20 protein-coding genes are annotated in these 23589 nt (G+C 34.8%); 3 read left to right on the top strand and 17 right to left on the bottom strand.

Translation table 11 applies throughout. From position 1 onward, the window contains the following. Positions 1-5 precede the first annotated feature (5 nt). From ACZ446_RS01155 to ACZ446_RS01145, 3 genes are all read left to right on the top strand, one after another. Positions 6-833: a carbohydrate ABC transporter permease gene (locus tag ACZ446_RS01155; protein WP_464393339.1), complete on the top strand. Its 828-nt coding sequence runs from the start codon at positions 6-8 to the stop codon at positions 831-833. 191 nt (positions 834-1024) lie between these two features. Further along, complete coding sequence (locus ACZ446_RS01150) at positions 1025-2320, top strand: ABC transporter substrate-binding protein (RefSeq protein WP_464393338.1); 1296 nt, start codon at positions 1025-1027, stop codon at positions 2318-2320. Positions 2321-2446: 126 nt separating this feature from the next. After that, positions 2447-3271, top strand: coding sequence for an HAD-IIA family hydrolase (locus ACZ446_RS01145; RefSeq protein WP_464393337.1), 825 nt, complete (start codon positions 2447-2449; stop codon positions 3269-3271). A gap of 76 nt (positions 3272-3347) precedes the next feature. Here the strand turns inward: ACZ446_RS01145 and ACZ446_RS01140 are convergent, their stop codons facing one another. From ACZ446_RS01140 to ACZ446_RS01060, 17 genes are all read right to left on the bottom strand, one after another. Continuing rightward, complete coding sequence (locus tag ACZ446_RS01140; protein WP_464393336.1) at positions 3348-3992, bottom strand: helix-turn-helix transcriptional regulator; 645 nt, start codon at positions 3990-3992, stop codon at positions 3348-3350. A 229-nt stretch (positions 3993-4221) separates the two neighbouring features. Continuing rightward, positions 4222-5652, bottom strand: coding sequence for a Na+/H+ antiporter NhaC (gene nhaC / locus ACZ446_RS01135; protein ID WP_464393335.1), 1431 nt, complete (start codon positions 5650-5652; stop codon positions 4222-4224). Between the two features lie 122 nt (positions 5653-5774). After that, positions 5775-7163: a tyrosine phenol-lyase gene (locus ACZ446_RS01130; protein ID WP_464393334.1), complete on the bottom strand. Its 1389-nt coding sequence runs from the start codon at positions 7161-7163 to the stop codon at positions 5775-5777. Between the two features lie 22 nt (positions 7164-7185). Beyond that, the gene (locus tag ACZ446_RS01125) at positions 7186-7569 is read right to left on the bottom strand and encodes a RidA family protein (RefSeq protein WP_464393333.1); all 384 of its coding nucleotides are present in this window, start codon (positions 7567-7569) and stop codon (positions 7186-7188) included. Positions 7570-7855: 286 nt separating this feature from the next. Continuing rightward, entirely contained in the window at positions 7856-9874 is a 2019-nt protein-coding gene (locus ACZ446_RS01120; protein WP_464393332.1) for a methyl-accepting chemotaxis protein, read from the bottom strand. Positions 9875-9975: 101 nt separating this feature from the next. Then, positions 9976-11211, bottom strand: a complete 1236-nt coding sequence (locus ACZ446_RS01115) for a S41 family peptidase (protein WP_464393331.1) — start codon at positions 11209-11211, stop codon at positions 9976-9978. Positions 11212-11278: 67 nt separating this feature from the next. Continuing rightward, positions 11279-12121: a YitT family protein gene (locus ACZ446_RS01110; RefSeq protein ID WP_464393330.1), complete on the bottom strand. Its 843-nt coding sequence runs from the start codon at positions 12119-12121 to the stop codon at positions 11279-11281. A gap of 29 nt (positions 12122-12150) precedes the next feature. Next, positions 12151-12885 (bottom strand): WecB/TagA/CpsF family glycosyltransferase, encoded by a 735-nt coding sequence (locus ACZ446_RS01105; RefSeq protein ID WP_464393329.1) that lies wholly within the window; start codon positions 12883-12885, stop codon positions 12151-12153. Beyond that, positions 12873-13943 carry a polysaccharide pyruvyl transferase CsaB gene (gene csaB, locus ACZ446_RS01100; RefSeq protein WP_464393328.1) on the bottom strand — a complete coding sequence of 357 codons (1071 nt, stop codon included), beginning with the start codon at positions 13941-13943 and terminating at the stop codon, positions 12873-12875. Before csaB ends, ACZ446_RS01105 begins: the two co-directional genes overlap by 13 nt. 3 nt (positions 13944-13946) lie before the next feature. Next, positions 13947-15905, bottom strand: coding sequence for a DUF5693 family protein (locus ACZ446_RS01095; RefSeq protein ID WP_464393327.1), 1959 nt, complete (start codon positions 15903-15905; stop codon positions 13947-13949). A gap of 16 nt (positions 15906-15921) precedes the next feature. Continuing rightward, a protein-coding gene (prfB, locus tag ACZ446_RS01090; RefSeq protein WP_464393326.1) for a peptide chain release factor 2 occupies positions 15922-17020 on the bottom strand; the annotation gives its coding sequence in 2 pieces (ribosomal slippage) (positions 15922-16950 and positions 16952-17020; 1098 coding nt in all). Positions 17021-17025: 5 nt separating this feature from the next. Beyond that, positions 17026-19593: a preprotein translocase subunit SecA gene (secA, locus tag ACZ446_RS01085; protein ID WP_464393325.1), complete on the bottom strand. Its 2568-nt coding sequence runs from the start codon at positions 19591-19593 to the stop codon at positions 17026-17028. 247 nt (positions 19594-19840) lie between these two features. Beyond that, a complete protein-coding gene (gene hpf, locus ACZ446_RS01080) occupies positions 19841-20425 on the bottom strand; it encodes a ribosome hibernation-promoting factor, HPF/YfiA family (protein WP_464393324.1) in 585 nt (194 codons plus the stop codon). Positions 20426-20595: 170 nt separating this feature from the next. Then, on the bottom strand, positions 20596-21342 hold the full coding sequence (locus tag ACZ446_RS01075) for a double zinc ribbon domain-containing protein (protein WP_464393323.1): 747 nt from the start codon (positions 21340-21342) through the stop codon (positions 20596-20598). A gap of 2 nt (positions 21343-21344) precedes the next feature. Then, positions 21345-21971, bottom strand: a complete 627-nt coding sequence (gene sigH / locus ACZ446_RS01070) for an RNA polymerase sporulation sigma factor SigH (RefSeq protein ID WP_464393322.1) — start codon at positions 21969-21971, stop codon at positions 21345-21347. A gap of 126 nt (positions 21972-22097) precedes the next feature. After that, positions 22098-22583 (bottom strand): D-glycero-beta-D-manno-heptose 1-phosphate adenylyltransferase, encoded by a 486-nt coding sequence (gene rfaE2, locus ACZ446_RS01065; protein ID WP_464393321.1) that lies wholly within the window; start codon positions 22581-22583, stop codon positions 22098-22100. Then, positions 22573-23583, bottom strand: a complete 1011-nt coding sequence (locus ACZ446_RS01060; protein WP_464393320.1) for a bifunctional heptose 7-phosphate kinase/heptose 1-phosphate adenyltransferase — start codon at positions 23581-23583, stop codon at positions 22573-22575. Before ACZ446_RS01060 ends, rfaE2 begins: the two co-directional genes overlap by 11 nt. Between the last annotated feature and the right edge of the window lie 6 nt (positions 23584-23589).

Below are 23589 nucleotides of genomic sequence, written 5' to 3'. Positions count from 1 at the left end.
TCAGGATGAAACGCAAAAAATCTACTACATTCTTCATTCATCTTTTCTTAATAATTTCTGTATTTTTAGTTTCATTTCCAATAATTTATGCATTTATGGTCAGCACCTTAAATGTTAATGAGGTATATACTTCTCCACCAAAATTACAGTTCGGTGATAACATAATTAATAATTACCGTGAGGCCTGGCAGCGGTCTAATATGGGTAGACTCCTCTTTAACAGTGCTTTTATCTCCGTTGTTACCGCAGTTGGAAAAATCATTCTTTCAATTTCGGCAGCTTTTGCTTTTGTTTATTTTGGGGATTTTCCAGGAAAAAATATTCTGTTTGTTATGATCTTAATTACACACATGCTGCCATTACCAATTAGAATAGTACCAACCTATCAATTAATGGATAATTTAGGTTGGCTTGATACTTATTATGCACTGACCATTCCTTTTTTCGCCAGTGCTACCGGAGTTCTCCTATTCAAACAATTTTATATGACAATACCCGAATCATTACTTGAAGCAAGTTTAATGGATGGAATTACTCCAATGAGATTTCTCTGGTCAATCTTGATTCCTCTTTCTAAAAGTAATATAGTTGCACTTTTTACTATCGAATTTATTTGGGTCTGGAACCAGTACCTGTGGCCCCTTGTAACAACCAATAGTGCCAGTGTGCGAGTAGTACAAATTGGCTTAAAAATGTTAATCCCTTCCGATGCTCAACCGGAATGGAATGTTATTATGGCAGCACTAATAATTGGTGTTATTCCACCGCTCTTAGTTTATTTAACTCTGCAGAAAAGTCTGGTCGAAGGCTTTGCAATGCAGCAGGATAAATAATATATCACTTAAAGTAGTTGTTATCTATCAGAGGAGGGATAGAGAAAAGTGAACTCAATCAATTAATTTTATAACTGGAGGTGAGTTCAAAAATCTAAACTTGATCGAATTTTAAGTTTATGTCACTGATTCATTTTTCATCACAAAAAGGAGGTGTAATCTTCATTTATTGAAATAAATGAAGAGAATTTATGCTTAGAAAAACTATTATTATTTTAACTTTAGTCACTCTCTTTGCTTTTAGTGCAGCAACGGTTTCAGCTCAGACAATAGAAATAGAGTTTTGGCATGCTATGAGTGGTGGGCGTACGGCTGCAGTTGAAAGAATTGTTGATGGATTTAATGAAGAACATCCTGATATTAACGTTACAGCTCAATTTACAGGTAGTTATGCTGAAACATTAACTCAGGGGATTTCAGCTGTACGTTCAGGAAATCCACCTCACATAATCCAGGTTTATGAAGTTGGTACTCAAACAATGTTAGATAGTGAAGCTATTGTTCCTGTTTATGAAATTGCAGAAGGTGAAATTGACTTTGGCAGTGTAATTCAGCCAATTCTAAATTATTATAGTGTTGATGGAAATCTTTATTCTATGCCTTTTAACTCTTCAACTGCAATGCTATATTATAACAAAGATGCTTTTGAAGAAGCAGGTATTATGGAAGCTCCTGATACATGGGCAGATGTAGAAGAAATGGGTATGAAAATAATTGAAAGTGGAGCAGCTAGTCATGGCCTATCTTTTGGCTGGCCTGCCTGGATCTTAGAACAAATGCATGCTTATCACAATGTTCCTTATGCAAACAATGTTAACGGACGAGAAGGAAGAGCTAGTGAAGTATATCTTGATAAGAGATTTGCTAAAATGGTCTTAGAAAGCTGGACTGACCTGGTTGAAAAAGATGTTATTGCTTATGGAGGCCGTGAATATTCTGCAAACCAGGATTTCCTGGCTGGTGAAGTTGCAATGTTAATCCAGTCAACTTCTTCTCTAAGTTCTATTATGGAATCTGCTGATTTTGAAGTTGGAACTACTTTCTTACCTCGCTTTGAAGGTTATGGAATCGGTAACTCTGTAATTGGTGGAGCCTCCCTCTGGGTAATGCAGGGGCACAGTGACGAAGAATATGCGGCTGTTGTTGAATTCTTTAAATATTTAAGCAGAACAGATGTTACAATTCAATGGCATAAAGATACTGGTTATTTCCCTTCCACAAACGCTGCTGTTAAAACTCTAATGGATAATCGCTGGTTCAGTGATAATCCAAATTATCTAACAGCTTTCCTACAAATATTGAGCGGTGTTCAATCACCTGCAGCTAATGGTGTGCTGCTTGGTAACTTTGTAGAAATCAGAGATATTGTTGACACAGCTGTAGAAGAAGCGTTTACAGGTGTATCCTCTGCTGAAGACGCTTTAGATAAAGCCGATGATCAGGCAGATAGTGTTCTGCAGGATTATACAGAGCTATTTGGAAATTAGATTTGACACTCTCGAAATATAAGTCAGATTTTTAAATAAGAGAGCCTGAGCAGTTATGCCCGGGCTCTCTTATTATAGTAATTATAAAAATTCAAAAATGATTTTACTGCTTGAAAGGAGAAGCTGATGGGTGACTTAAAAGAAATTAAATTTTTTATATTAGATATGGATGGCACTATTTATTTAGAAAATAAAATTCTACCAAAAACTCTCGATTTTTTAGCTAAACTAAAAGAAACAAATCGTGATTATATATTATTAACTAATAATTCTTCAAAAAACAGAAATGATTATCAGCAAAAACTTTCAAAAATGAATATTGACCTCCCTCCAGAAAAAATTATTAATTCTGGAGAAACTACAGCTGCTTATCTGGCCTCTATAGGAAAAAAGCAGGGGAAAAGAATTTATCTTTTAGGAACAAATTCTTTAAAAAAAGAAATGGAGAGATTTGGACATCAGATTATAAACAAGAAAAAAAATATTCGGGAACAGCCAGAGAAGGTTGACTATGTAGTTTTAGGGTTTGATAAAACATTAAATTATAAAAAACTATGGGATGCCCATGAGCTAATATTGTCTGGTGTAAATTATATAGCCACACATCCTGACTTGGTCTGCCCATTACGTGGCGGTAAAACACAACCTGATACAGGGTCAATGATTGAATTATTAGCAGCCTCAACAGGCAAAAGACCTTTGGTAATTGGTAAGCCATCAAAACTAACTGTGGAATTCATCTTAAAGAGATTTAGGCTTGAAAAATCAGAGCTGGCAATGGTTGGAGATCGTTTATATACTGATATGAGAATGGCTCATGAGGCAGGCATCACTGGTATTTTAGTCTTAAGTGGTGAAACTAAAAGAGAGGATCTAAAAGATTTAGAGGATAATAAAAAATATTTTAACTATGTATTTGAAGATGTTGGAGAAATCATAAATCGTTTGTAAATAATTAAAGAGGATAAAAACAGGCTGCAGCTTGATTTTACAGTTCTGCTTCTATCCTCTTACTTATAACTATTTTTTAGTCATTTAAATATCTATAAATTGTTGCTTCAGATGCATGTAGTTTTTTAGCAACTTTTGAGACAGAATTTTTTAATAAGAAAACACCTTTTTTATCTAATTTTTTAGTTATATCTTTTTTCTCATCTGCTGTCATTCTGCTTGGTGGTATAGAAGAACTCCCAATAGAATTCTCAATCATTGAATCAATTAATTCTTCAATGGAAGAAGTAAAATTTTCAGCAAAATTTTTCTTAGGTTCTTTTTCTTCTATATTATCTCTTTTACCAATCATTACATTTAATAAATCTCTAGCTTCAATATATCTGCTTAAATCAATATTTATACATAACATAGCAGTAACCTTACCCTGGTCATCTCTAATAAAATAAGTAGAAGATCTGAGTTCTTTTCCATCATAAGTTTTCCCAGTATAATTTGCCAGATAATCTTTTTCAAGTTTTTCTTCATCTTTCAAAATATTTAAAGCTAAATCTGTTAAAGAATCTCCAACCTCTCTTCCACTTATATGACCATTTTCAATTGCTACAATAGAATTCTCAAAATCATTAACATCATGAAGTACTACTTCACAATGTTCCCCCAATACCTCTGCTATAAATTTTGTCAAAACTTTGTATTCATTTAAAACTTTATTCTCCACACTACTCACTCCTCGACTTTATTTTATTATATTCTTGAATAATTTCCCCAAATTAATGATACAGTATTATTATACTAATATCTACTAATAAAAGATTTTAATCTTTAACCTATAAAATCCTCTATATTATAGTATATCCAATTTCAAAGTTTCAGACAAGCTAAATCTATTTAAAATAATCAAAAAGGCTCCTGCATAAGAGCCTTCTTAATTATTACCTATATAATTTTTACATAGATTTTGCTTTACCAAAATCAACATTTTCTTTAATTTCTTCATTTTCATTTAGTTTAAATATTGCTACACCTAAAAATGCATAAATAACAGATATTAATGGAGAAATAAAAGGAGTAAAAGTATATGGAATATATCCCAGACTAATATCTAAAACATTCTGTATGTAAACTGAAACAACTCCCCATGGTAAAACCGCACAGCCTAAAGTTGCAGCAGATTCTAGTGTTCTAGACAGGACATTAGTCTTAATATTCATTTTTTTGTAAGCTGGTGATAAAGTTTTTCCAGGCAAAAGCATAGAAACCATCATTTCACCAGTGGCTAAAAGCATTAAATATGCTGAAGCTAATGTTGCTAAAATTAAATTTCTTGGAGTTCTAATATATTTCATTAGAGAATTTAAGATGACCTTTAAAACTCCAGTTTTTTCTAATATACCACCCATTGCTGTAGCAGCCATGATTATAGCAACAGTACTCATCATACTGTTTATTCCACCCTGAGTTAATAATCCATCAATCAGCTCAACTCCAGTATTAGCATCATAACCATTTGCAACTACATTAATTAATTCAGTCATACCAGCACCCTGAGTTAAAACTGCAAAAACGCTTGCTGTTAAAAAGCTTGCTGTCAGAGTTTTAACTGCTGGAGTTTTCATTAAAGATAAAACTATAACTATTATTGGTGGGATTAATGTGAGTAAAGATATATTATAATTACTCTGAAGAGTATTTAAAATAGTATCTACAGTTCCAATATTTGATGCTCCTTCTGCAAATCCTCTTCCAATAAAAGCATATAAAGCTAAACTGGTAAAAGCTGTTGGAATTGAGACATACATCATTGAACCAATATGATCAAATAAACCAGTATCACTCATCGCAGCAGCAAAGTTAGTTGAATCAGACATTGGTGATAATTTATCTCCAAAGATTGATCCAGAAACAACCGCACCTGCTGTAATAGTCGCTGGAACTCCAAGGCCCTCTGCTACTCCCATCATAACAATACCCATTGTTGCAATTGTACCAAATGAACTACCAATTAGTAATGAAGTAATAGTACTTAATAAAAATGCACTTGGCAGAAAAATACCTGGTGATAATAATTTTAAACCATAATAAACCATCGTCTGAATGGTTCCTCCAAGTATCCAACTTCCGACTACCATACCTATCATAATTAGTATCATTAAAACTCCAAGACTGTTATTAATACCACTAATCATGCCATCCTGAATTTCATCCCAATTGTAACCTAAATATGTTGCAAATAAAGCTGCTGTTATAGCACCTAAAACCATGGCTGTTTCTAAAACTAACGCAGTATTTATACTAACTAAAATAACTGAAATAACTAAGAGCAAAGCAAAAATAGACTGTCTAAAAGTAGGCTCTTTTCCCTGCCTTTTTTTTACCATAGGATTATACCCTCCTGATATAATTTAACTTTTCTTATTTTTCAGATTTTTAATTCTTTTTAAAAGCAGCCGATTTTAATTCGGCTGCTCTATATTTAATATAGCTTTAATTTAATATACAATTATTCAGCAATTAGTTGGTCATTTAGTGGTTCAAATCTAGAAGTAAAGAATCTTAATGTTGGTGGTTCATAAACAAATTCTAAACCACTAATTTTATCTCTCTTATTATAAAGATCTATTACAGCATTTGCAACAACATCCATATGAGCATAAGTATATACTCTTCTTGGAATAGTTAATCTAACAGTTTCTAATTTAGGATAGTGATGTGTTCCATCTTCATCACGACCTGCAGAAACAACTCCTCTTTCCATTGATCTAACACCTGATTCCAGATAAATTGCTGCTGCTAATGCCTGAGCAGGTAACTCATCCTGACTTAAGTGTGGTAGAAATTCTCTTGCATCAATGAATACAGCGTGACCACCTACTGGTTTTATAATAGGAATTCCGGCTTCTTCAAGCTTATCTCCCAAATAGCGAACCTGCTTAATTCTGTGTTCAATATAATGTGGATCTACAGACTCACGAATACCGGTAGCCATAGCTTCCATGTCTCTGCCTGCCATACCACCATATGTTGGCATACCTTCATATACAACTACTAGTGATGTTGCTTCTTGATACATATCTGCATCATTCATTGCTAAGAAACCACCAATGTTAACCATACAGTCTTTTTTACCACTCATAGTAGCACCATCAAAGTAGCTCATCATTTCTTTCAAGATTTCTTTAACACTTTTATCCTGATAGCCATCTTCACGTTCTTTAATATAGTAAGCATTTTCTACACATCTAGTAGCATCTGACATTACCTTAATATCATGTTTTGCTGAAAGTTCTTTAACTTTTTTGATGTTTTCCATACTTACAGGTTGTCCACCTGCCATATTAACTGTAACAGCAACACAGATATATGGAATATTTTCAGCTCCTACCTCTTCAATTAAGTTTTCATATTTTTCTAAATCTACATTTCCTTTGAAATCTGCTTTTACATCAGGCTGGTGTGCTTTATCAACAATTACATCAACAAATTCACCACCATTTAATTCCTGGTGAGCTTTTGTAGTTGTAAAGTACATATTTCCAGGTATGTAATCTCCTTCTTCTATCATTATCTGTGACAAGATATTTTCAGCACCTCTCCCCTGATGAGTAGGTACTACATAATCAAAACCATAAATATCTTTAACTGCTTCTTCTAATCTAAACCAGTTTTCACTACCACCATAAGCTTCGTCACCAATCATTAGAGAAGCCCACTGCTTATCACTCATAGCTGTTGTACCACTATCAGTTAGAAGATCAATATAAACATTTTTTGATGGAAGTAAAAATGTATTATAACCTGCCTCTTTTAAGATTTCATCTCTTTCTTCTCTGCTTGTCATCTCAATTGTCTCAACTGTCTTAATTTTAAATGGTTCTGCTGGATATTTCATAATAATTTAACCCTCCTAATTTTTATTTGCGTTCTAGTGCTACAGCTTCAATTTCTATCAAAGAATCTTTTGGTAACTTTGAAACTTCAATACATGATCTTGCAGGTGGTGCTCCATCAAAATATTTAGAATAAATTTTGTTAACTTTCTCAAAATCATCTAAATCTTTAAGAAAAATTGTGGTTTTTAGAATATTATTACAGTCAGAATTTGCTTCATTTAATATAGCTTTTAAATTATCTAAAGATTGTTTTGTCTGTTTTTCAATATCATTTTCCAGCATTTCACCTGTCTCAGGATCCATAGGCAGCTGTCCTGAAGTAAAAATGATATTTTGACTTAAAATAGCCTGTGAGTAAGCACCAATAGCTGCTGGAGCATTATTAGTTGAAACTTTTTTTCTCAATTCAATCCCTCCTTTTTGCTATTTTTTAATAATTTATTTTTATTATGATGATAACTTATTATTATAATAACAATTTATTATTAATGTGTCAATAGTTTTTTATAATTTTTCGAAAATTGTTTTCATTTCAATAAATTTAAATAAACAAAATATTGTTGTTAAATTAAAATAGGACTTCCCTTTATTGTTAGAATAAAAGGAAGCCCTATAACTTATCAAACATTTATTATGTTTTTAATTCTTCTCACTCACCGTCATTTTTGGCTTTAAATTACAGAAATAATAATTAAAAATCAAATTTATTAATTGATTTAGCAAGGCTTTCTGCAATTTGTGCCATGTTTTTAGCAGAAGAAATAATTTCTTCTGTAGCAGCAACCTGCTCTTCAGAAGATGCTGCAACTTCTTCAGCATTACCAGCAGCTTCATTACTCACACTATTAACTTCTTTTAAATAATTTTTAACAGTGCTGCTGCCTTCCTCCACCTTATTAGTCTTACCATTAATTTCATTGATGCCTTCAACTACAGCTTCAGAATCTTTTTTGATGTTTTTGAATACCTTGCCGGTCTTTTCAATATTATTTACACTTTTATCTACTTTATTTCTATTTTGATTCATTTTACTAACTGCATTCTCTACATTGTCCTGAACTTTAGCTATTAAATTAGAGATATTATCTGTAGCACTTTGTGACTCCTCAGCTAACTGTCTAATTTCATCAGCAACTACTGAAAATCCACGTCCGGACTCACCAGCACGCGCTGCTTCAATTGCTGCATTTAAAGCTAACAAATTAGTTTGATCAGCTATTCCTCTAATTAATTCGACAATTTCTCCAATTTCTTGAGAAAGATCACCTAATTTATTAATTGTAGCAGATGCTTCTTCAGTATCTTTTTTGACTTCATTGATTCCATCAACTGACATATTAACCTGTTTTGTTCCAGATTGAATATTATTCATAACTTTTTCAGTATCCTGCCTCATCAAACTTGCACGATTAGAAATCTCTATCAAATATTCTTCTAAACTCTCAAATACTTTTTCAGTTTCATCAATTTGAGCAGACTGTTCTTCCGCTCCAGAAGCTACATTTTGTATAGAACGTCCAACATCCTCAGCACTATTACCAACCTGTTCTCCAGCAGCTGATAGTTCTTGACTGGAAGCAGCAACTTGATCAGCCTGTTTTGAAATATCTGAAATGATGTCAATTAAACTATTTCTCATTTTATTTAAATCTCTCATCAAAAGACTAAATTCATCTTTATTCTTGGAAATCTCTAATTCAGATTTAAGATTTCCATTTGCTATATCATTTGCAAATTTCAAGATAGATTTAATTGGATTCACAATATATTTGCGGAATGCAATAAAAATAATCCCACTTAAAAGTACTAATATAATTATAGAAGCAGTCACAATGTTTTTAATTATTATATTAGAAGACTCTTTAATCTCACTCTCAGGAACTTCAGCCATTACATATCCTGGTATTTCATTTAACTTTCTGTATGATACTAACCTTTTTTCATCCTGGAGCTGATAAGTAAAATATTGCTCATCATTATTTATTAATGAACTTAAGCTAAAGTTTTGATCAATATTTTCCTTTTCTAAAACTTTTTCAATTTCTGGATGAGCTATATATTGGCCATTTTCATCAACAATATATGCCTGTCCCTGCTGACCAACTTGAACCTCATTAACTAAATTACTTAAGAAATTCAGATTAACATCTCCACCTAGAACTCCTTCAAACTGACCATTGATAAAAACAGGTGTGGCAATAGTAATTACTAGTTCTTCAGTTGCAGCATCTAAATATATATCTGTCCAGATGACTTCAGAATTTGCTTTGGCATCTTGATACCAGCTTCGCTCCCTTGGATCATATTCAGAACTTAGCGAAACTTCAGGAAAAGGATAATGATCCCCTTGAGGTGTGCTAAAATACAAATAATTAAATTGGTCATTATATTCAGCAACTTTGCTAAAGATTATTTTCTTTTCTTCATAATCACCTTCAACTATGTTTTTATTAGTTGCAAGAGTTTCAATCACTTTTCTTGTTCCTCTTAGCTGATTTTCAACTTCACTGTCAATATATTCAACAGTTTTCAAGTTTCTGTCTAAAGCGAGACTAGTTGTCTCATCATCCACCTTATTACTAATGAAATATGTTAAAACAGAAAAAGCTAAAACTAAAATTACAACTACAGTTAAAATTGCTTTAACCGACAAACGATTTTTAAATGAAATTTTTTCTTGGTCTAAATTATTATTATTGTTTTCTGTCAATTTTATTCCTCCTTGTTTAGTCAATCATTTTTACACAAATAAAGAAACCAGACAGAGCTGGTTTCTTTATTTAGAAATTTATTTTTTCACTAATTGTTTTTCTACTCGCCAGCAGCTTTTTTATCCTGAAATTCTCTGACAAATATCATGTTTTTCATTTCTTCTATAGCCCGATCTAACTGGTTATCACTGCCATCTTCCTGAGCAGCTTCTAGATCTAATTCAACTTTTGTTCCGGGCTCAATTCCCTTTTCATGAATATAATTGCCATCAGGTGTATAATAACGAGCTGTTGTTAGACTTACAGCTGATCCATCTTCCAACGGTACTACTGATTGAACAACCCCTTTACCAAAAGTTGTTGTTCCCATTAACTTACCGCGATCATAATCCTGTACAGCTCCAGCGACAATTTCAGAAGCACTAGCAGAACCTTTATTTATTAAAACAATTAGTGGAATTTCTGTATCAGAATTTATTTCCTGGTTAACCTCTAATATTCTTTCTGTCTCATCTTTTTGTCTCACTGATACGACTACACCTTTATCTAAAAATACCGAAGCAACATTAACTGACTCATTCAGCAGACCTCCAGGATTATTTCTTAGGTCAAGAATAATTCCTTTAGCTCCCTGATCTTTTAAATCAGCAACTGCTTTTTCGACATCAGTACCTACATTTTCAATAAATTGAGCCAGAGAGATATACCCAATTTCTTCTGTTTTCATTTCTGTTTCTACATAAGGAACCTCTATATCTTTACGAGTTATTTTTACATCAAAAGGCTCTTCATCACCTCGATCAATAGTTAATGTAACCTCAGTTCCCTCTTCTCCCCGCATCATGTCTACTGCTTTCATCTGAGACATTTCTGCAGTTTCTTCTCCATCAATAGCAGAAATAATATCACCAGCTCTTAAACCTGCCTTTTCTCCTGGGGTATTTTTGATTGGAGAAACTATTGTCAGCCTATTATCACGCATTGTAATTACAATACCAATTCCGCCATAATGACCTTCATATTCCTGCTGCATTTCTTTGTATTCTGAAGGAGACATAAAATAAGAATAACGATCCACCTTATTCAGCATACCGTCAATAGCGCCTTCAATTAAAGTTTCAAAATCAACATCTTCTACATAATAATTCTGCAGCAAGAACATTACATCCTGAAAAGCATCTGCCTTAGTATAATTATTTGCCGGCTGCTCTTCTGGTAGCTGTTCCTGAACTGCTCCATTCTGAGCTGCTGCTGCAAAAGTAAAAGAAATTAAAATTAATAGAGTTAAACTTAAAAACAGCTTTTTCTTTTCTAATATTTTTCTGATTTTATTCATAAAATCTGCCACCTGCTTCCTTAAAGTATATTTCAAAAATAATAAATAATATTAAACTGTTACATGACTAATGAGCAATTTCGGTAAAACCTTCTCCGAGCACTTCATGAACATTGCTAATAATTACAAAAGCATCTTTATCAATATCAGCCACTGCTCTTTTTACTTCTGAAACTTCGGAACGGGAAATAATACAGAGCAGCACCCGCTTTTTTTCTCCAGAATAACCACCCTTAGCTGCAAATTCCGTTGTGCTTCTATTTAAATCATCAACCACCATCTGATTAATCTCTTCTGCTCGATCAGATATAATAAGTACTCCCTTTTTAAAATTTAAACCTTCCTGGATGACATCAATTGTTTGAGAGGTAATAAAAATTGTAACTGCAGCATAAAGAGCCACTTCTAAGTTAAAGAAAATACCAGCTAAAGTAACTACAACACCATCTGCAATTAAAAGTCCTTCCCCGACAGAAATCCCTGTATAATAATTTATTAAAGATGCAATTAGATCTGTCCCCCCGGTTGTTCCCCGAAAACGAAATACTAAACCAAGTCCTATTCCACCAACTACTCCCCCATATATTGAGGCTAAAAGCAAATCATTTGTCAAAGATGTCATATGTGGCTGCAGAAGATCAGTAAAAATTGATAATGAGCCAATTCCATAAATTGTTCTAATTCCAAAACTTTTCCCCATTATTTTTAACCCGGCTAAAAAAAGAGGAATGTTAATAATTAACATTGTAACCCCAATTGGAAATGATGTTAGATAAAAAATAACAGTAGCTAAACCACTAACACCACCAGCTGCAATTCTGTTAGGAACTAAAAACACAGTTAAAGCCAGAGCAATTAAAAATGAACCGGCCGTAATTCCAAGATACTCAATTATTGTTTTTTTATTCAATCTTTATACCCCCTTATAAACTTGTAAACTTATTTTAGATACTTAGATTTAAGTACCAAAAAAATAAATTTAGGTAAGGCCAGCATTCTCCCAAAACGTGATGGCTCCTGCAGCAGCCTGTAAAACCATTCCAGAGCTGCTTTCTGCATCCAGAGTGGCGCTCTATTCACTTCACCTGCCAGCACATCAAAACTTCCACCGACAGTAACTGCAGCACCTACCTTTAATTTTTTTAAGTTCTTATCTAAAAATCTTTCCTGAAGCGGAACTCCCATTCCCACCAGCAGCAAATCAATACTTTTTGAATTAATTTCAGCAATAATTTTTTGCTGATCATCACGATCTATATATCCATGATGATAACCAGATATATTTAAATTTGGATAATCTTTTTTCAAATTTTTTACTGCTTTATCAACAATTCCAGGTTTACTGCCTAAAAAATAAAAATTAATTTCTTCCTCAGCAAACTCTTTGAACAATCTTGATATTAAATCAAAACCAGCTACCCTTTCTTCCAGAGGTTGACCTAAAATTTTAGAAGCTAACACAACTCCTATCCCATCTGGAGTTGCCAGATCAGCTGAGTTTAAAATTCTAGCCAATTTCTGGTTTTCAGCAGCCATTGCCAGCATCTCTGAATTTGGAGTAACAATTAAAGAGGAGTTCTCATGATCAGCAATTAGCTTTCTTACCCTTTCTACTGACTGATTCATGTTGGCCTGATCAATATATACATCAAGAATTTTTATCAGCTTTCGCAAGAGTCAACCTCCTCCAAAACAAGTTCAGAAAATTTTTCTGCTTCAGACCTTTTTTTTAGCAAAAAGCCTTTAATCTTCTTGCGGAGGCTGTACCTTTCAGCAAATATGTATTCTAATTTTTCTACTACAGCTTCTACATCTAAGTCCTCTAATTTGATTAATGGCAGATAATCCAGCTCTGACATTAACCCCTCAATTTTTGGATCATAACTTAAAGCCAGCAGCGGAATCTGATTTAAAAGAGCAAAGATTAAACTATGTAAACGCACACCAACAAATAGATCCAGCTGCGAAAACTTTTCTACTGCTTGTTCAGGGACTGCTGGCAGATCATTAATTTCAGCTTCAGCCTTCAGCTTGTTTTTGAGCTGAATAGATACTTCTTCATCTGATCCCTGGTGCATTGGAAATAAGATAAACTTAACATTTTTTGCTTCTGAAAATTTATTCAAAGCAGCAGCAAGTTGGTCGATATAATCTACAGACCAGGGTCTGACAGAGATCCCAACTTCTAGCTTCCCCTTTATTTTCTGCCTGCTGTTGCGCAGAGGATCATAGAGGGCAAATACCGGATCAACAGTTAAGTTAATGTCTTTTTTGACACCAATATCTTTTAAAAGCTTTTTTGAACCCAGATCTCTAACCCCTAACAAATTAAATCTATTTAAGGTCAGCGCAGTCAGCTTCTGGCTCCATTTTTTGTTTAAAGGTCCGGCTCCCTGAGCATAATAAACGGTTTTTGTCCCCTGCATTTTAGCTAACCAGGCAAAGCCAAGATAATAGGGAACCGAAAAATTGCCGGTTACATCCTGCAGCAAACTTCCACCACCACTTATGAAAAGATCTGCTTCTGCTAGTACTGATATAATCTGAATTATTGAGCTGCGGTTAACCGCTTTTACATTGTACAGCTCAGCTGTCTCAGCTGGTGAAGCTGATAAAACGGTTATTTTTAAATCTTTATTTTTCTTTTTTAAGAGTGAAGTTATTCCAGCTAGAACAGCCTCATCACCAAGATTATTAAAGCCGTAATAACCAGAGATTACAATTTTTTTCATCTTTTAGCCCCATATATTATAATATTTTTGATAAAAATAGTTAAAAGCTTTATAAAATAAAATCAAGATTAAAGCTACTATAAAACTAAGCCAGTAGGAATGAAAGGTTCTCAAAAGCGAAATCATAACTGGTGTGTGCAGATGAGAAAAGGTATTAACTGTTGTTATAACTCCAACTGAAGCCAGCATTAAAAGTGGATAAAAATAAAGTTCTTTTCTCTTTTTAGCAGCTATATACAAAGAAAAAATAAAAAGCGGGTGCCCAATTAAAAACTCCTTAAATCTGGGCCTCACATATAATATTTTCTCTAGCAAACTACGGACAGTTAATTCCCATGCAGGAACTGGAAGCAGCGGGAAATTACCTGTTCTTCCGATATAAATAACTGCTATCAAAGCTAAAATTCCAGCAAGAATTAAATGCTTAATTTTAATAACACTCTCTAATATTTTAGGAATTTCTTTTTTTAAATTCTTACTGCCAGGCTGTACAAAATAATAGAGTGAAATAATGATTAAGGGCATTAAAAATGCCACTTTTACACCTCTAAAATCATTGATCTTGAAAATAAAGTCACTGCTGTTTAGAGCTGCACTAACAAAAACTCCTCCAATTAAGGCAGTTAAAACTGCAGCAGTAAAATTAAAGAAAAGATAGGATAAAGCAAGTCCCCCCTCCAACTCTTCTGCTCCCTTATCTTTTTCTAATAAAAAGATAATTACAGCTAGGGAAGGGAAAATAACAGCCGCTCCCAGAGCGGTTATCTGTCTTAATAAAATTGTTCTACCAAAACGCAGCAAAAATAAACCTGCCCCTCCTGCCAGAACAAAAAATATATTCATAAGTTTTGAATATTTAAAGGCAGTAAAATAATTTAATAATAAAATACCTGCGGCAGTAACACCTAATAAGATTGCTAAAAGATCCCAGTTAGAGTTGCTGTAATAATCTACTACCTCTGAATTTCCTAGCTTATAGCCTTCTGCTTCTAAGCTGGTTGAAAGTGAAGCCAATAGATCCAAATTTCTTGATGTCAGCTGACTCCCTTTGAGATATGGTTTATGATAAATCAATTTTACATTTCTTTCTCTCACTGATAATAGATATCTATTAATTATCTCCCGATCATCAGCCTGTTCAACTTCATCCTGCTGCATACTGTGAGTCCGCAGCAGATCATAGTTATTTAAAACTGCTAACTTTTCTGCTCCTGACTGAGCAGCAATAAACGCCTCTACCTTACCAAAAGTCAAATCATAATCCTGCATTAAAGAAGCAGTTTCTTCAATTTTATCCGGGTAACCAGTTACTTCTTCTCCATCAAAAATTAAAATTTCAGGCTGCAGCAGCTCAAGATTATTTTCCAAAGCCGAAAATGCATTAACTTTATTATTACTTCTATAAGCAATTTTCAAGCCCAGCTCCTGTGCTTCTTCCACCTGATTGGAATTATAACCTAAACTTAAGTCCTCTAAGCTTTCATGCCAGTTTGGAAAATAAAGAAGATCATAATCCTCAGTTTTGATCAGTTCAGCTGAGTATTCAGCCTTCAGATCAGACTTCAGATTTTCTAACTGCTTTTGTAATGAAGAACTAAAAACCGCAAAGATAGCTGATTTATCCAGTTGATCAATTTCTATCCCTTCATTTTCCAATCTGGACTGCAGTTCATTTCCTGCCAGAAATATATCAAACGCTTCTAATCTTTTCAGACTACCACTATCTAAAAATTCTTCTAAGCTCTGCTGGTATACTGCCAGAGCTGTAATTCCATTATCTTTTAGTTTTTGCAAATTTATTTCCGGAGCCAGTGATTTTAATTCTGCATAACTTTCTCCGTCCATAACTACTTCTACACCAGGATTTTGATCTACATTTTCAATCCTTGCTGTCAAAGTAAAAGCTGCTGCAATAAAAGTTATTAAAATAACTCCAATCAATATTTTCTTCAAGAAATTCACCTTTTCTATAAAATATTTACTGTTTGCTCTTATATTTCAAATATGCTTCTATAAATTCGTCTAAATACCCATCCATAACTTTATCTACATTACCTTCTTCAAAATCAGTTCGGTGATCTTTAATCATATTATATGGGTGGAAGACATAAGAACGAATCTGACTTCCCCAGGCAATTTCTTTATGTTCACCGCTTAATTCATCAATCTTTTCAGCCTGAGCCTCTTCCTTTAATTCTAGGAGTTTAGAAGTTAAAATTTTCATTGCTGTTGCCTTGTTTTTATGCTGTGACCGCTCATTTTGACACTGGACCACTACTCCTGTCGGCAGGTGGGTAATTCTAACTGCTGAGTCAGTTTTATTTACATGCTGACCTCCAGCTCCACTGGCTCGATAGGTATCTATTTTTAAGTCATTTTCGTCAATATCAACTTCTAAATCGTCATCTATCTCGGGCATAACATCAACCGAAGCAAAAGAGGTATGGCGTCTCCCTGAAGAATCAAAGGGCGAAATTCTAACCAAACGGTGGACACCCTTTTCTCCTTTTAAATAGCCATAAGCATAATCTCCCTCGATCATCATTGTTACACTTTTGATACCTGCTTCTTCACCAGGATTAAAATCCAGAGTCTGCAGTTCATAACCATTTGCTTCTGACCAGCGGCTGTACATTCTCAGCAGCATCTGTGCCCAATCCTGAGACTCAGTTCCACCAGCACCAGGATGAATAGACAAAATTGCATTATGGTCATCATATGGTTCATTCAGGCGCAGCTTCAATTCAAGTTTTTCCAGCTCTTTTTCGAGTTCTGTTAAAGTGATTTTTAATTCAGCATCTAAGCTTGCATCTTCTTCTGCAGCCAGCTCAAAATAAACCTCGGCTTCTTCAAACTTCTCTTCCAGATCTTTAATAACCTGTAAGCGTTTCTTGATCCTATTTAATTTTTGCGATTTTTTACGCGCATTTTCTTTATCATCCCAAAAACCACCAGCAGCCATTTCTGCCTCTATATCCTTTTTTTCCTCCAGCAGTCTTTCCCGGTCAAAGTAAATCACTCAAATCCTGAAACCGCTGCTCTAATTCAGAAAATTTATCTTTAAAATTCTTATTCACTCAAATCATCTCCCACAACATTTTTTATATTTTTTACCACTGCCACAGGGGCAGGGATCATTACGGCCAGGCTCTTCTTCTTTAACCACGGTATTTTGGCCCACACTTCCATCACCAGCATTTGATTTATCACTGCCTCTAGACTGACCTTCTAGAGCTGCTTCCGGTGAAGAATAATTGAGCTGACGCTGATTAATCTGTTCTTTTGGTATTCTTTCCCGCTCTTCAACTTCAACTTTAAAGGCAGTTTCAACTATATCTTCTCTTATGGAAGAGGTCAGTTCATTGAACATATCAAAGGATTCAAACTTATATTCAGTCAGCGGATCCTTTTGTCCATAAGCTCTCAAACCAATACCCTGGCGCAGCTCATCCATATTATCAAGGTGGTTCATCCATTTTCGATCAATAACTCTCAAGGAAAGAAATTTAATTATTTTATTAAATCGATCTGAATCCACTTTTTCTCTTTTAGCCTCATAAGAAGCTAGAGAGCTCAAAGTGATTTTATCCTTAATTTCAGGCTTGGTTTTTGTATCTAAATCAGCAAGTTCTGTATCTTTGGCAAGACCTATACCGTGAAGATATTCAAACATACCCTCTAAATCCCATTCATCAGGATGCAGATCTTCTGAGATAAACATTTCCATCACATCATCAAGCAGCTGTTCCAACATGCCTGCAATTTTTTCTTCCAGTTCATCAGTTGTCAGCAGAGTCTTACGCTGCTCATAAATAACCTCACGCTGTTTATTTAAAATATCATCGTATTCTAAAATTGCCTTTCTGATATCAAAGTTGCGGCCTTCAACCTTCTGCTGAGCCCGCTCAATAGAATTAGAAATCAGCTTATGTTCAACCGGCTGATCTTCTTCTACTCCAAGCTTATCTAAAATACTATTGATTTTATCTGAACCAAAGAGCCTCAATAAATCATCTTCTAAGGATACATAAAACTGAGATGAACCGGGATCTCCCTGACGCCCAGCACGACCTCGCAGCTGATTGTCAATTCTCCGACTTTCGTGGCGTTCTGTACCTAAGACATGTAAGCCGCCGAGTTCTACTACTCCATCACCTAATACAATATCTGTCCCACGGCCGGCCATATTGGTAGCGATTGTTACACTTTTCTTTTGCCCGGCATCTTTAACAATTTCAGCCTCTCGCTCATGATTTTTAGCATTTAAAACTTCGTGTGGAACCTTAACTTTTTTCAGTTCTCGACTCAGCATCTCAGAATTTTCAATATCAGCTGTACCGACAAGTACCGGCTGGCCTTTTTCATATTTAGCCTTGATTTCTTTAATTACAGCCTTATATTTAGCTTCTTTATTGGTAAATACTAAATCGGCCATATCATCTCGAATCATTGGTTCATTTGTTGGTACAACAACTACCGGCATATCATAAATTTTGATAAATTCTTCTTCCTCTGTTTCAGCAGTACCAGTCATTCCCGCCAGCTTATTATACATTCTAAAGAAGTTCTGCAGTGTAATTTTAGCAAAGGTTTGACTGCCTTTTTGCACTTCTACACCTTCTTTAGCCTCAATCGCCTGATGTAAGCCCTCACTATAACGGCGGCCTTCCATAACTCGCCCGGTAAATTCATCGACAATCTTGACCGCTCCATCTTTAACTATGTAATCTCTATCTTTTTTCATTAAAGTATGAGCCTTCAGAGCTTGATTTAGCTGGTGATTAAGTTTAAAGTTTTCTTCTGAATAAAGGTTATCAACATTCAATTTGCTTTCTGCTTTTTTCACACCTGCTTCAGTTAGAGTTACAAGTTTATTTTTTTCATCAATCTCATAATCCTCTTCTTTTTTTAGTCGGGGAATAACCCGATTGAATTTGCGATAATCTGAACTTTTTTCCTGTACTGGTCCAGAAATAATTAGTGGAGTTCGAGCTTCATCAATTAAAATACTGTCAACCTCATCTAAAATTGCATAGTGATGCTCTCTCTGAACTAGATCCTCTTCCTTATAGGCCATATTATCCCGCAGGTAATCAAAACCAAATTCATTATTTGTACCATAAGTAATATCACAATTATAAGCTTCACGTCTTTGAGCAGGAGACATCCCGCTTAAAATTACACCGACTGACATTCCTAAAAAACGATAAATCTGGCCCATCCACTCACTATCTCTTTCAGCCAGATAATCATTAACTGTTACCACATGCACACCTTTACCTGTTAGGGCATTTAAATATACAGGTAGAGTAGCAGCTAGAGTTTTACCTTCACCTGTTTTCATCTCTGCTGTTTTACCCTGGTGAAGCACAATTCCTCCTAAAAGCTGTACATCATAATGGCGAAATCCTGCCTCAGTCGCTCTTTGAGAAGCTTCGCGAACTACAGCAAAAGCCTCCGGCAGCAGCTGATCCAGTGTCTCACCTACCTTGTGTCTTTCTTTGAATTCTTGAGTCTTAGCTTTTAATTCCTGGTCACTAAGAACCTGCATTTTCGGTTCCAGAGAATTAATTTCTTCGACAATTGGCTCTAATTTTTCTAATTCTTTTTCATTTGCATCTTTAAATAAGTTCTTGAGGAACTTAAACATTTATCTTCCTCCCTAAATTTAACCCAATTTTATCTTTCAATAATTATATTTATAGTAGTTTTATAACTTTTTCTACAGTCAAGTTTCAGTTTCTCAATCAAAGTAATTATATCATCTTAATCCCTAAAACTCAATCAAAGCAGGACACCTCATGATTAGAATTTAATTAATTTTACTATTTTAGTTCAAAATGTAAAAAGAGATGCCCAATTAAGAGCATCCCTGTTAAGTCAATATTATTTAATTATTAACCAAATGTTGGTTCAATTAAACCATAGTGGCCATCTTTTCGCTTATAAACAACATTGGTTTCTTCAGTATCAGCATTGTGAAAAACAAAGAAATCATGATCTAAAAGATCCATCTGCATACAGGCCTCTTCAACATTCATCGGCTTCATTGGGAAACGCTTAGTTCTTACAATTTGAGGTTCAAAAACATCTGTATCGATATTTTCCTCATCATTGCCCAATTTATGATTCATTACCTGTTCTTTTCGCTTTTCTTTATACTCTTCTTTATATTCCTGCTTTTTCTCGATGTATCTATCATGAATCTTAGTTTTATATTTTCTAACCTGGCGCTCAAGTTTATCCATTACACCATCGATAGAAGCATACATATCGCCAGAAGCCTCTTCACCTCTAAGGATTAAACCTTTAACAAAGGCAGTTACTTCAACGATGTGTCTCTCTTTTTCTACTTCCATGGAGATCTGAACTTCCATCGGTTCTCCATTGAAATACCTCTCTAGCTTCTGTACCTTCTCCTCTGCGTGCCTCTTTAAAGCTGGGGTAACATCAATGTTTTTACCATAGGTCATAATTTTCATGAAGCTCACTCCTCTCATACAGCTATTATTATTATATTTTACTTCTGTATATTATATTATTCTACAAATTAAATGTAATTCCTGCTTTAAAAACTAATTATTAAAAATCTTAATCAAATTCTAATCTCTGCATCAATTTTTTACTTAAACAATATTATATAATTTTAAATTCAACCTATTTTTACCGGAACAGAAGCTGCTGTCAGCACATAAACATTAGCTGCTTCCATTTCTTCTAAAACAAAATGAGAAATTTCAGAAGCTGTTGTACCTGTAGTAATAATATCATCAATAATTAAAATGTTTTTATCTTTAAAAATCGAGGCATCAGTATTTTTTTTGAGTTCAAAAGCTCCTTCCAGCTCTAATTTTCTTGCTTTTTTAGTCAGAGTATAAAGTGGCAAAGAATTTTTAACCCTTAAAAGTATATCTTTGTACTCAATTCTAATTTTTTTAGAAAGAGCCTGGGCCAGCCTTGCCGCCTGATTATAACCACGATAATTTTTGCGTTCACCGTGCATCGGAACTGGAATCAGATAATCTATATTCTGATCCTTGAAATACTCATCATAATAAAGAAATAACATATGAGAAAATGGCCCAGCTAAATCCGGGCGGTGTCCATACTTGTATTCCAATAAAACCTCTCGTGCATACCCTGAATAAGTAAAAACACTGCGGGCAAAATTATAAGGTGGTCGCTCCGCCTTACACTCCGGGCAGTACTGACCGTCAATTAAAGCAGCAGGAACTACTTCCCGACCACACACAGGGCAGGATTCTGTAATAAAAGAGAAACGAGAAAGACAGCGGTCACAAATCCCTTCAATTTCTGAGTGATCATATCTGCGTCCACAGGCCAGACAAACCGGTTTTTCAGGATAGATTAGGTCTTTTAAAATATCAAGTACTTTCAATTTTAATTAACAACTCCTTTGAGGTTGTAATGCTCACGCAGATCATCAACCTTTTTGCGGGCTCGCTGCAGGGCATTATCAACAGTTTTAACATTAATATCAAGCCTATCAGATATTTCCTGATAAGACTGATTATCTAAGTAGAGCATAAAAACATTCCACTCTAAATCTGTTAACTCCTCTGAAAGCTCTCCCATAATTGTAATTAATGTTTCCTGGCAGATAAACTTCCTTTCCAGATCTTCTCCCTCATCTGGTAAAATTTCATTGAAAGTTCTACCGGTCTCATTACCATAATCCAGACTTTTATCTAGAGAAGCAGATGTATTAAGCGGCATATGTTTTTGCCTATTTGCCTTCTTAATTGCAGAAACCAACTGCCGGTGTACACAAAGCTGCGAAAAACCTCTAAAAGAAGCCCCTTTATCCTCTTTGAAGTCCCTTATAGCCTTATATAAACCTACTCTGCCTTCCTGAATTACATCATCTCGATCCAACCCTTTGATAAAAAAGAATCGAGCCTTAGCATAAACTATATCCATATTTTGATCTATCAAATATTCAATCGCAAAGTCATTTCCAGCCTGGGCCATTTCTATAATCTCTTCTTCTTCTTTCTCTTTAAACAAGAGTATCCCCCCATCCCGGTACTAGTTTTCCCTCAAAAACTTATCAGATCCTGAAGTGAAATTCCCAATTCTAGCATTGTCACTCCTAAAAGCAAGAGGGTCAGCAGTATAAGAATATGCAGCTGATTATTTTTCATCTTTACTCTGCCTTATCTTTTTTATAATATTAGTTGTCGATTTACCTTTGACTTCTGTAATTAAAACTATTTTACCACCATAATTGTAAACTGTTTCCGCTTCAGGTAAATCTTCAATTCTATAATCTCCACCTTTGACATAAATTTGAGGCTTAATAGCTTCCAGCACAGACCTGCAGTCAATCTCGGAAAAAAGAACTAAATAATCAACCATCTCCAGGGCAGCAAGCATCTCCATCCTTTCTGCTTCCGGAACCAGCGGCCTGTTTTTGCCTTTTAATTCTCTTACAGAACTATCACTATTAACAGCCAGCACCAGCTTATCTCCTAAAGCAGCTGCCTTCTTTAAATAGCGGATATGACCAACATGTAAGATATCAAAACAGCCATTAGTAAAAACTATTAGTTCTCCCGCTTCTTTTTTAGCTTCAATTTCGTTTTTAAGTTCATCTAATTCCATAATTTTAGCCGACATTTTTATTCACTTCCCTGATCAATTCTTCAGCAGTTACTGCAGCCACTCCACTTTTACGGACAACAATTCCAGCAGCAAAATTTGCTATTCTAATCGCAGTTCCTACCGGTGCCCCGGCAGCAAGAGCCAGAATTAAAGTCCCAACAACTGTATCACCAGCTCCTGTAACATCAAAAACTTCTGAAAAATTTGCTGCCGGAATGTGGTCTATCTTATCTCCGGGAGCAAAAAGAGTCATCCCGTCTCCACCCTGAGTTATTAACAGGTATTCCAATTTTAGCTCTTTTCTCATTTCTATACCTGCTTTTTCTACCTCTGCCTGCGTTTTTAGTTTAGAACCATAAATTTCAGATGCCTCTTCTAAGTTTGGAGTGGCAATTACTGAACCCTTAAATTGCGGCAGCTGATACCTGCTGTCAACAGCGGAATACTTTCCTGCAGCTGCAGCAGCTGCTACAAACTGAGCTGTAGTCTTTTGGTTAAAAATACCGTTACCATAATCAGAAAATAAAACTGCGTCACTGGCAGCAATATTTTTTTCGAGATAGCTGCTCAGCTTTTGGCCAAGTTCTTCACTAATATCAAAACTTTTTACCTTGTCTACTCTCACAACCTGCTGTCTTACTATCTGCTCTCCTCCAGCCAGAATTCTAGTCTTTTCTGCTGTAGGACGACTTTTATCCTTAAAAATACCCTTAGTAATAATATTTCTTTGGTCCAGTTCTTTTGTCAAAGCATCTGCAGCCAGGTCGTCTCCAACTACACCCAGCAGATCAACCTCTGCTCCCAGACTCGCAATATTTGCAGCTGCATTGGCACCACCACCCGGAAGCACTTTCTCCTGCTGATGTTTTAAGATTAAAACAGGAGCCTCGCGGGAAAGCCTTTCTGGATCAGCGATAATAAATTTATCTGCAATTAAATCTCCTAAAACCATTATTTTTTTATCTTTAAATTTTTTAATATATTTTACAAGTTCTTCTGCCTGATAATTATCCATGTCATC

It is taken from the genome of Halanaerobium sehlinense, from assembly GCF_055379485.1.
This window is presented reverse-complemented; position numbering and strand designations above follow the sequence as displayed.

What these genes read in the sequence shown, in the direction of transcription:
- secA (WP_464393325.1), bottom strand. Translation starts at nt 19,593, where the DNA reads ATGTTTAAGTTCCTCAAGAACTTATTTAAAGATGCAAATGAAAAAGAA.
- ACZ446_RS01115 (WP_464393331.1), bottom strand. Translation starts at nt 11,211, where the DNA reads ATGAATAAAATCAGAAAAATATTAGAAAAGAAAAAGCTGTTTTTAAGT.
- ACZ446_RS01155 (WP_464393339.1), top strand. Translation starts at nt 6, where the DNA reads ATGAAACGCAAAAAATCTACTACATTCTTCATTCATCTTTTCTTAATA.
- rfaE2 (WP_464393321.1), bottom strand. Translation starts at nt 22,583, where the DNA reads ATGTCGGCTAAAATTATGGAATTAGATGAACTTAAAAACGAAATTGAA.
- hpf (WP_464393324.1), bottom strand. Translation starts at nt 20,425, where the DNA reads ATGAAAATTATGACCTATGGTAAAAACATTGATGTTACCCCAGCTTTA.
- ACZ446_RS01060 (WP_464393320.1), bottom strand. Translation starts at nt 23,583, where the DNA reads ATGGATAATTATCAGGCAGAAGAACTTGTAAAATATATTAAAAAATTT.
- ACZ446_RS01150 (WP_464393338.1), top strand. Translation starts at nt 1,025, where the DNA reads ATGCTTAGAAAAACTATTATTATTTTAACTTTAGTCACTCTCTTTGCT.
- csaB (WP_464393328.1), bottom strand. Translation starts at nt 13,943, where the DNA reads ATGAAAAAAATTGTAATCTCTGGTTATTACGGCTTTAATAATCTTGGT.
- ACZ446_RS01130 (WP_464393334.1), bottom strand. Translation starts at nt 7,163, where the DNA reads ATGAAATATCCAGCAGAACCATTTAAAATTAAGACAGTTGAGACAATT.
- ACZ446_RS01145 (WP_464393337.1), top strand. Translation starts at nt 2,447, where the DNA reads ATGGGTGACTTAAAAGAAATTAAATTTTTTATATTAGATATGGATGGC.
- nhaC (WP_464393335.1), bottom strand. Translation starts at nt 5,652, where the DNA reads ATGGTAAAAAAAAGGCAGGGAAAAGAGCCTACTTTTAGACAGTCTATT.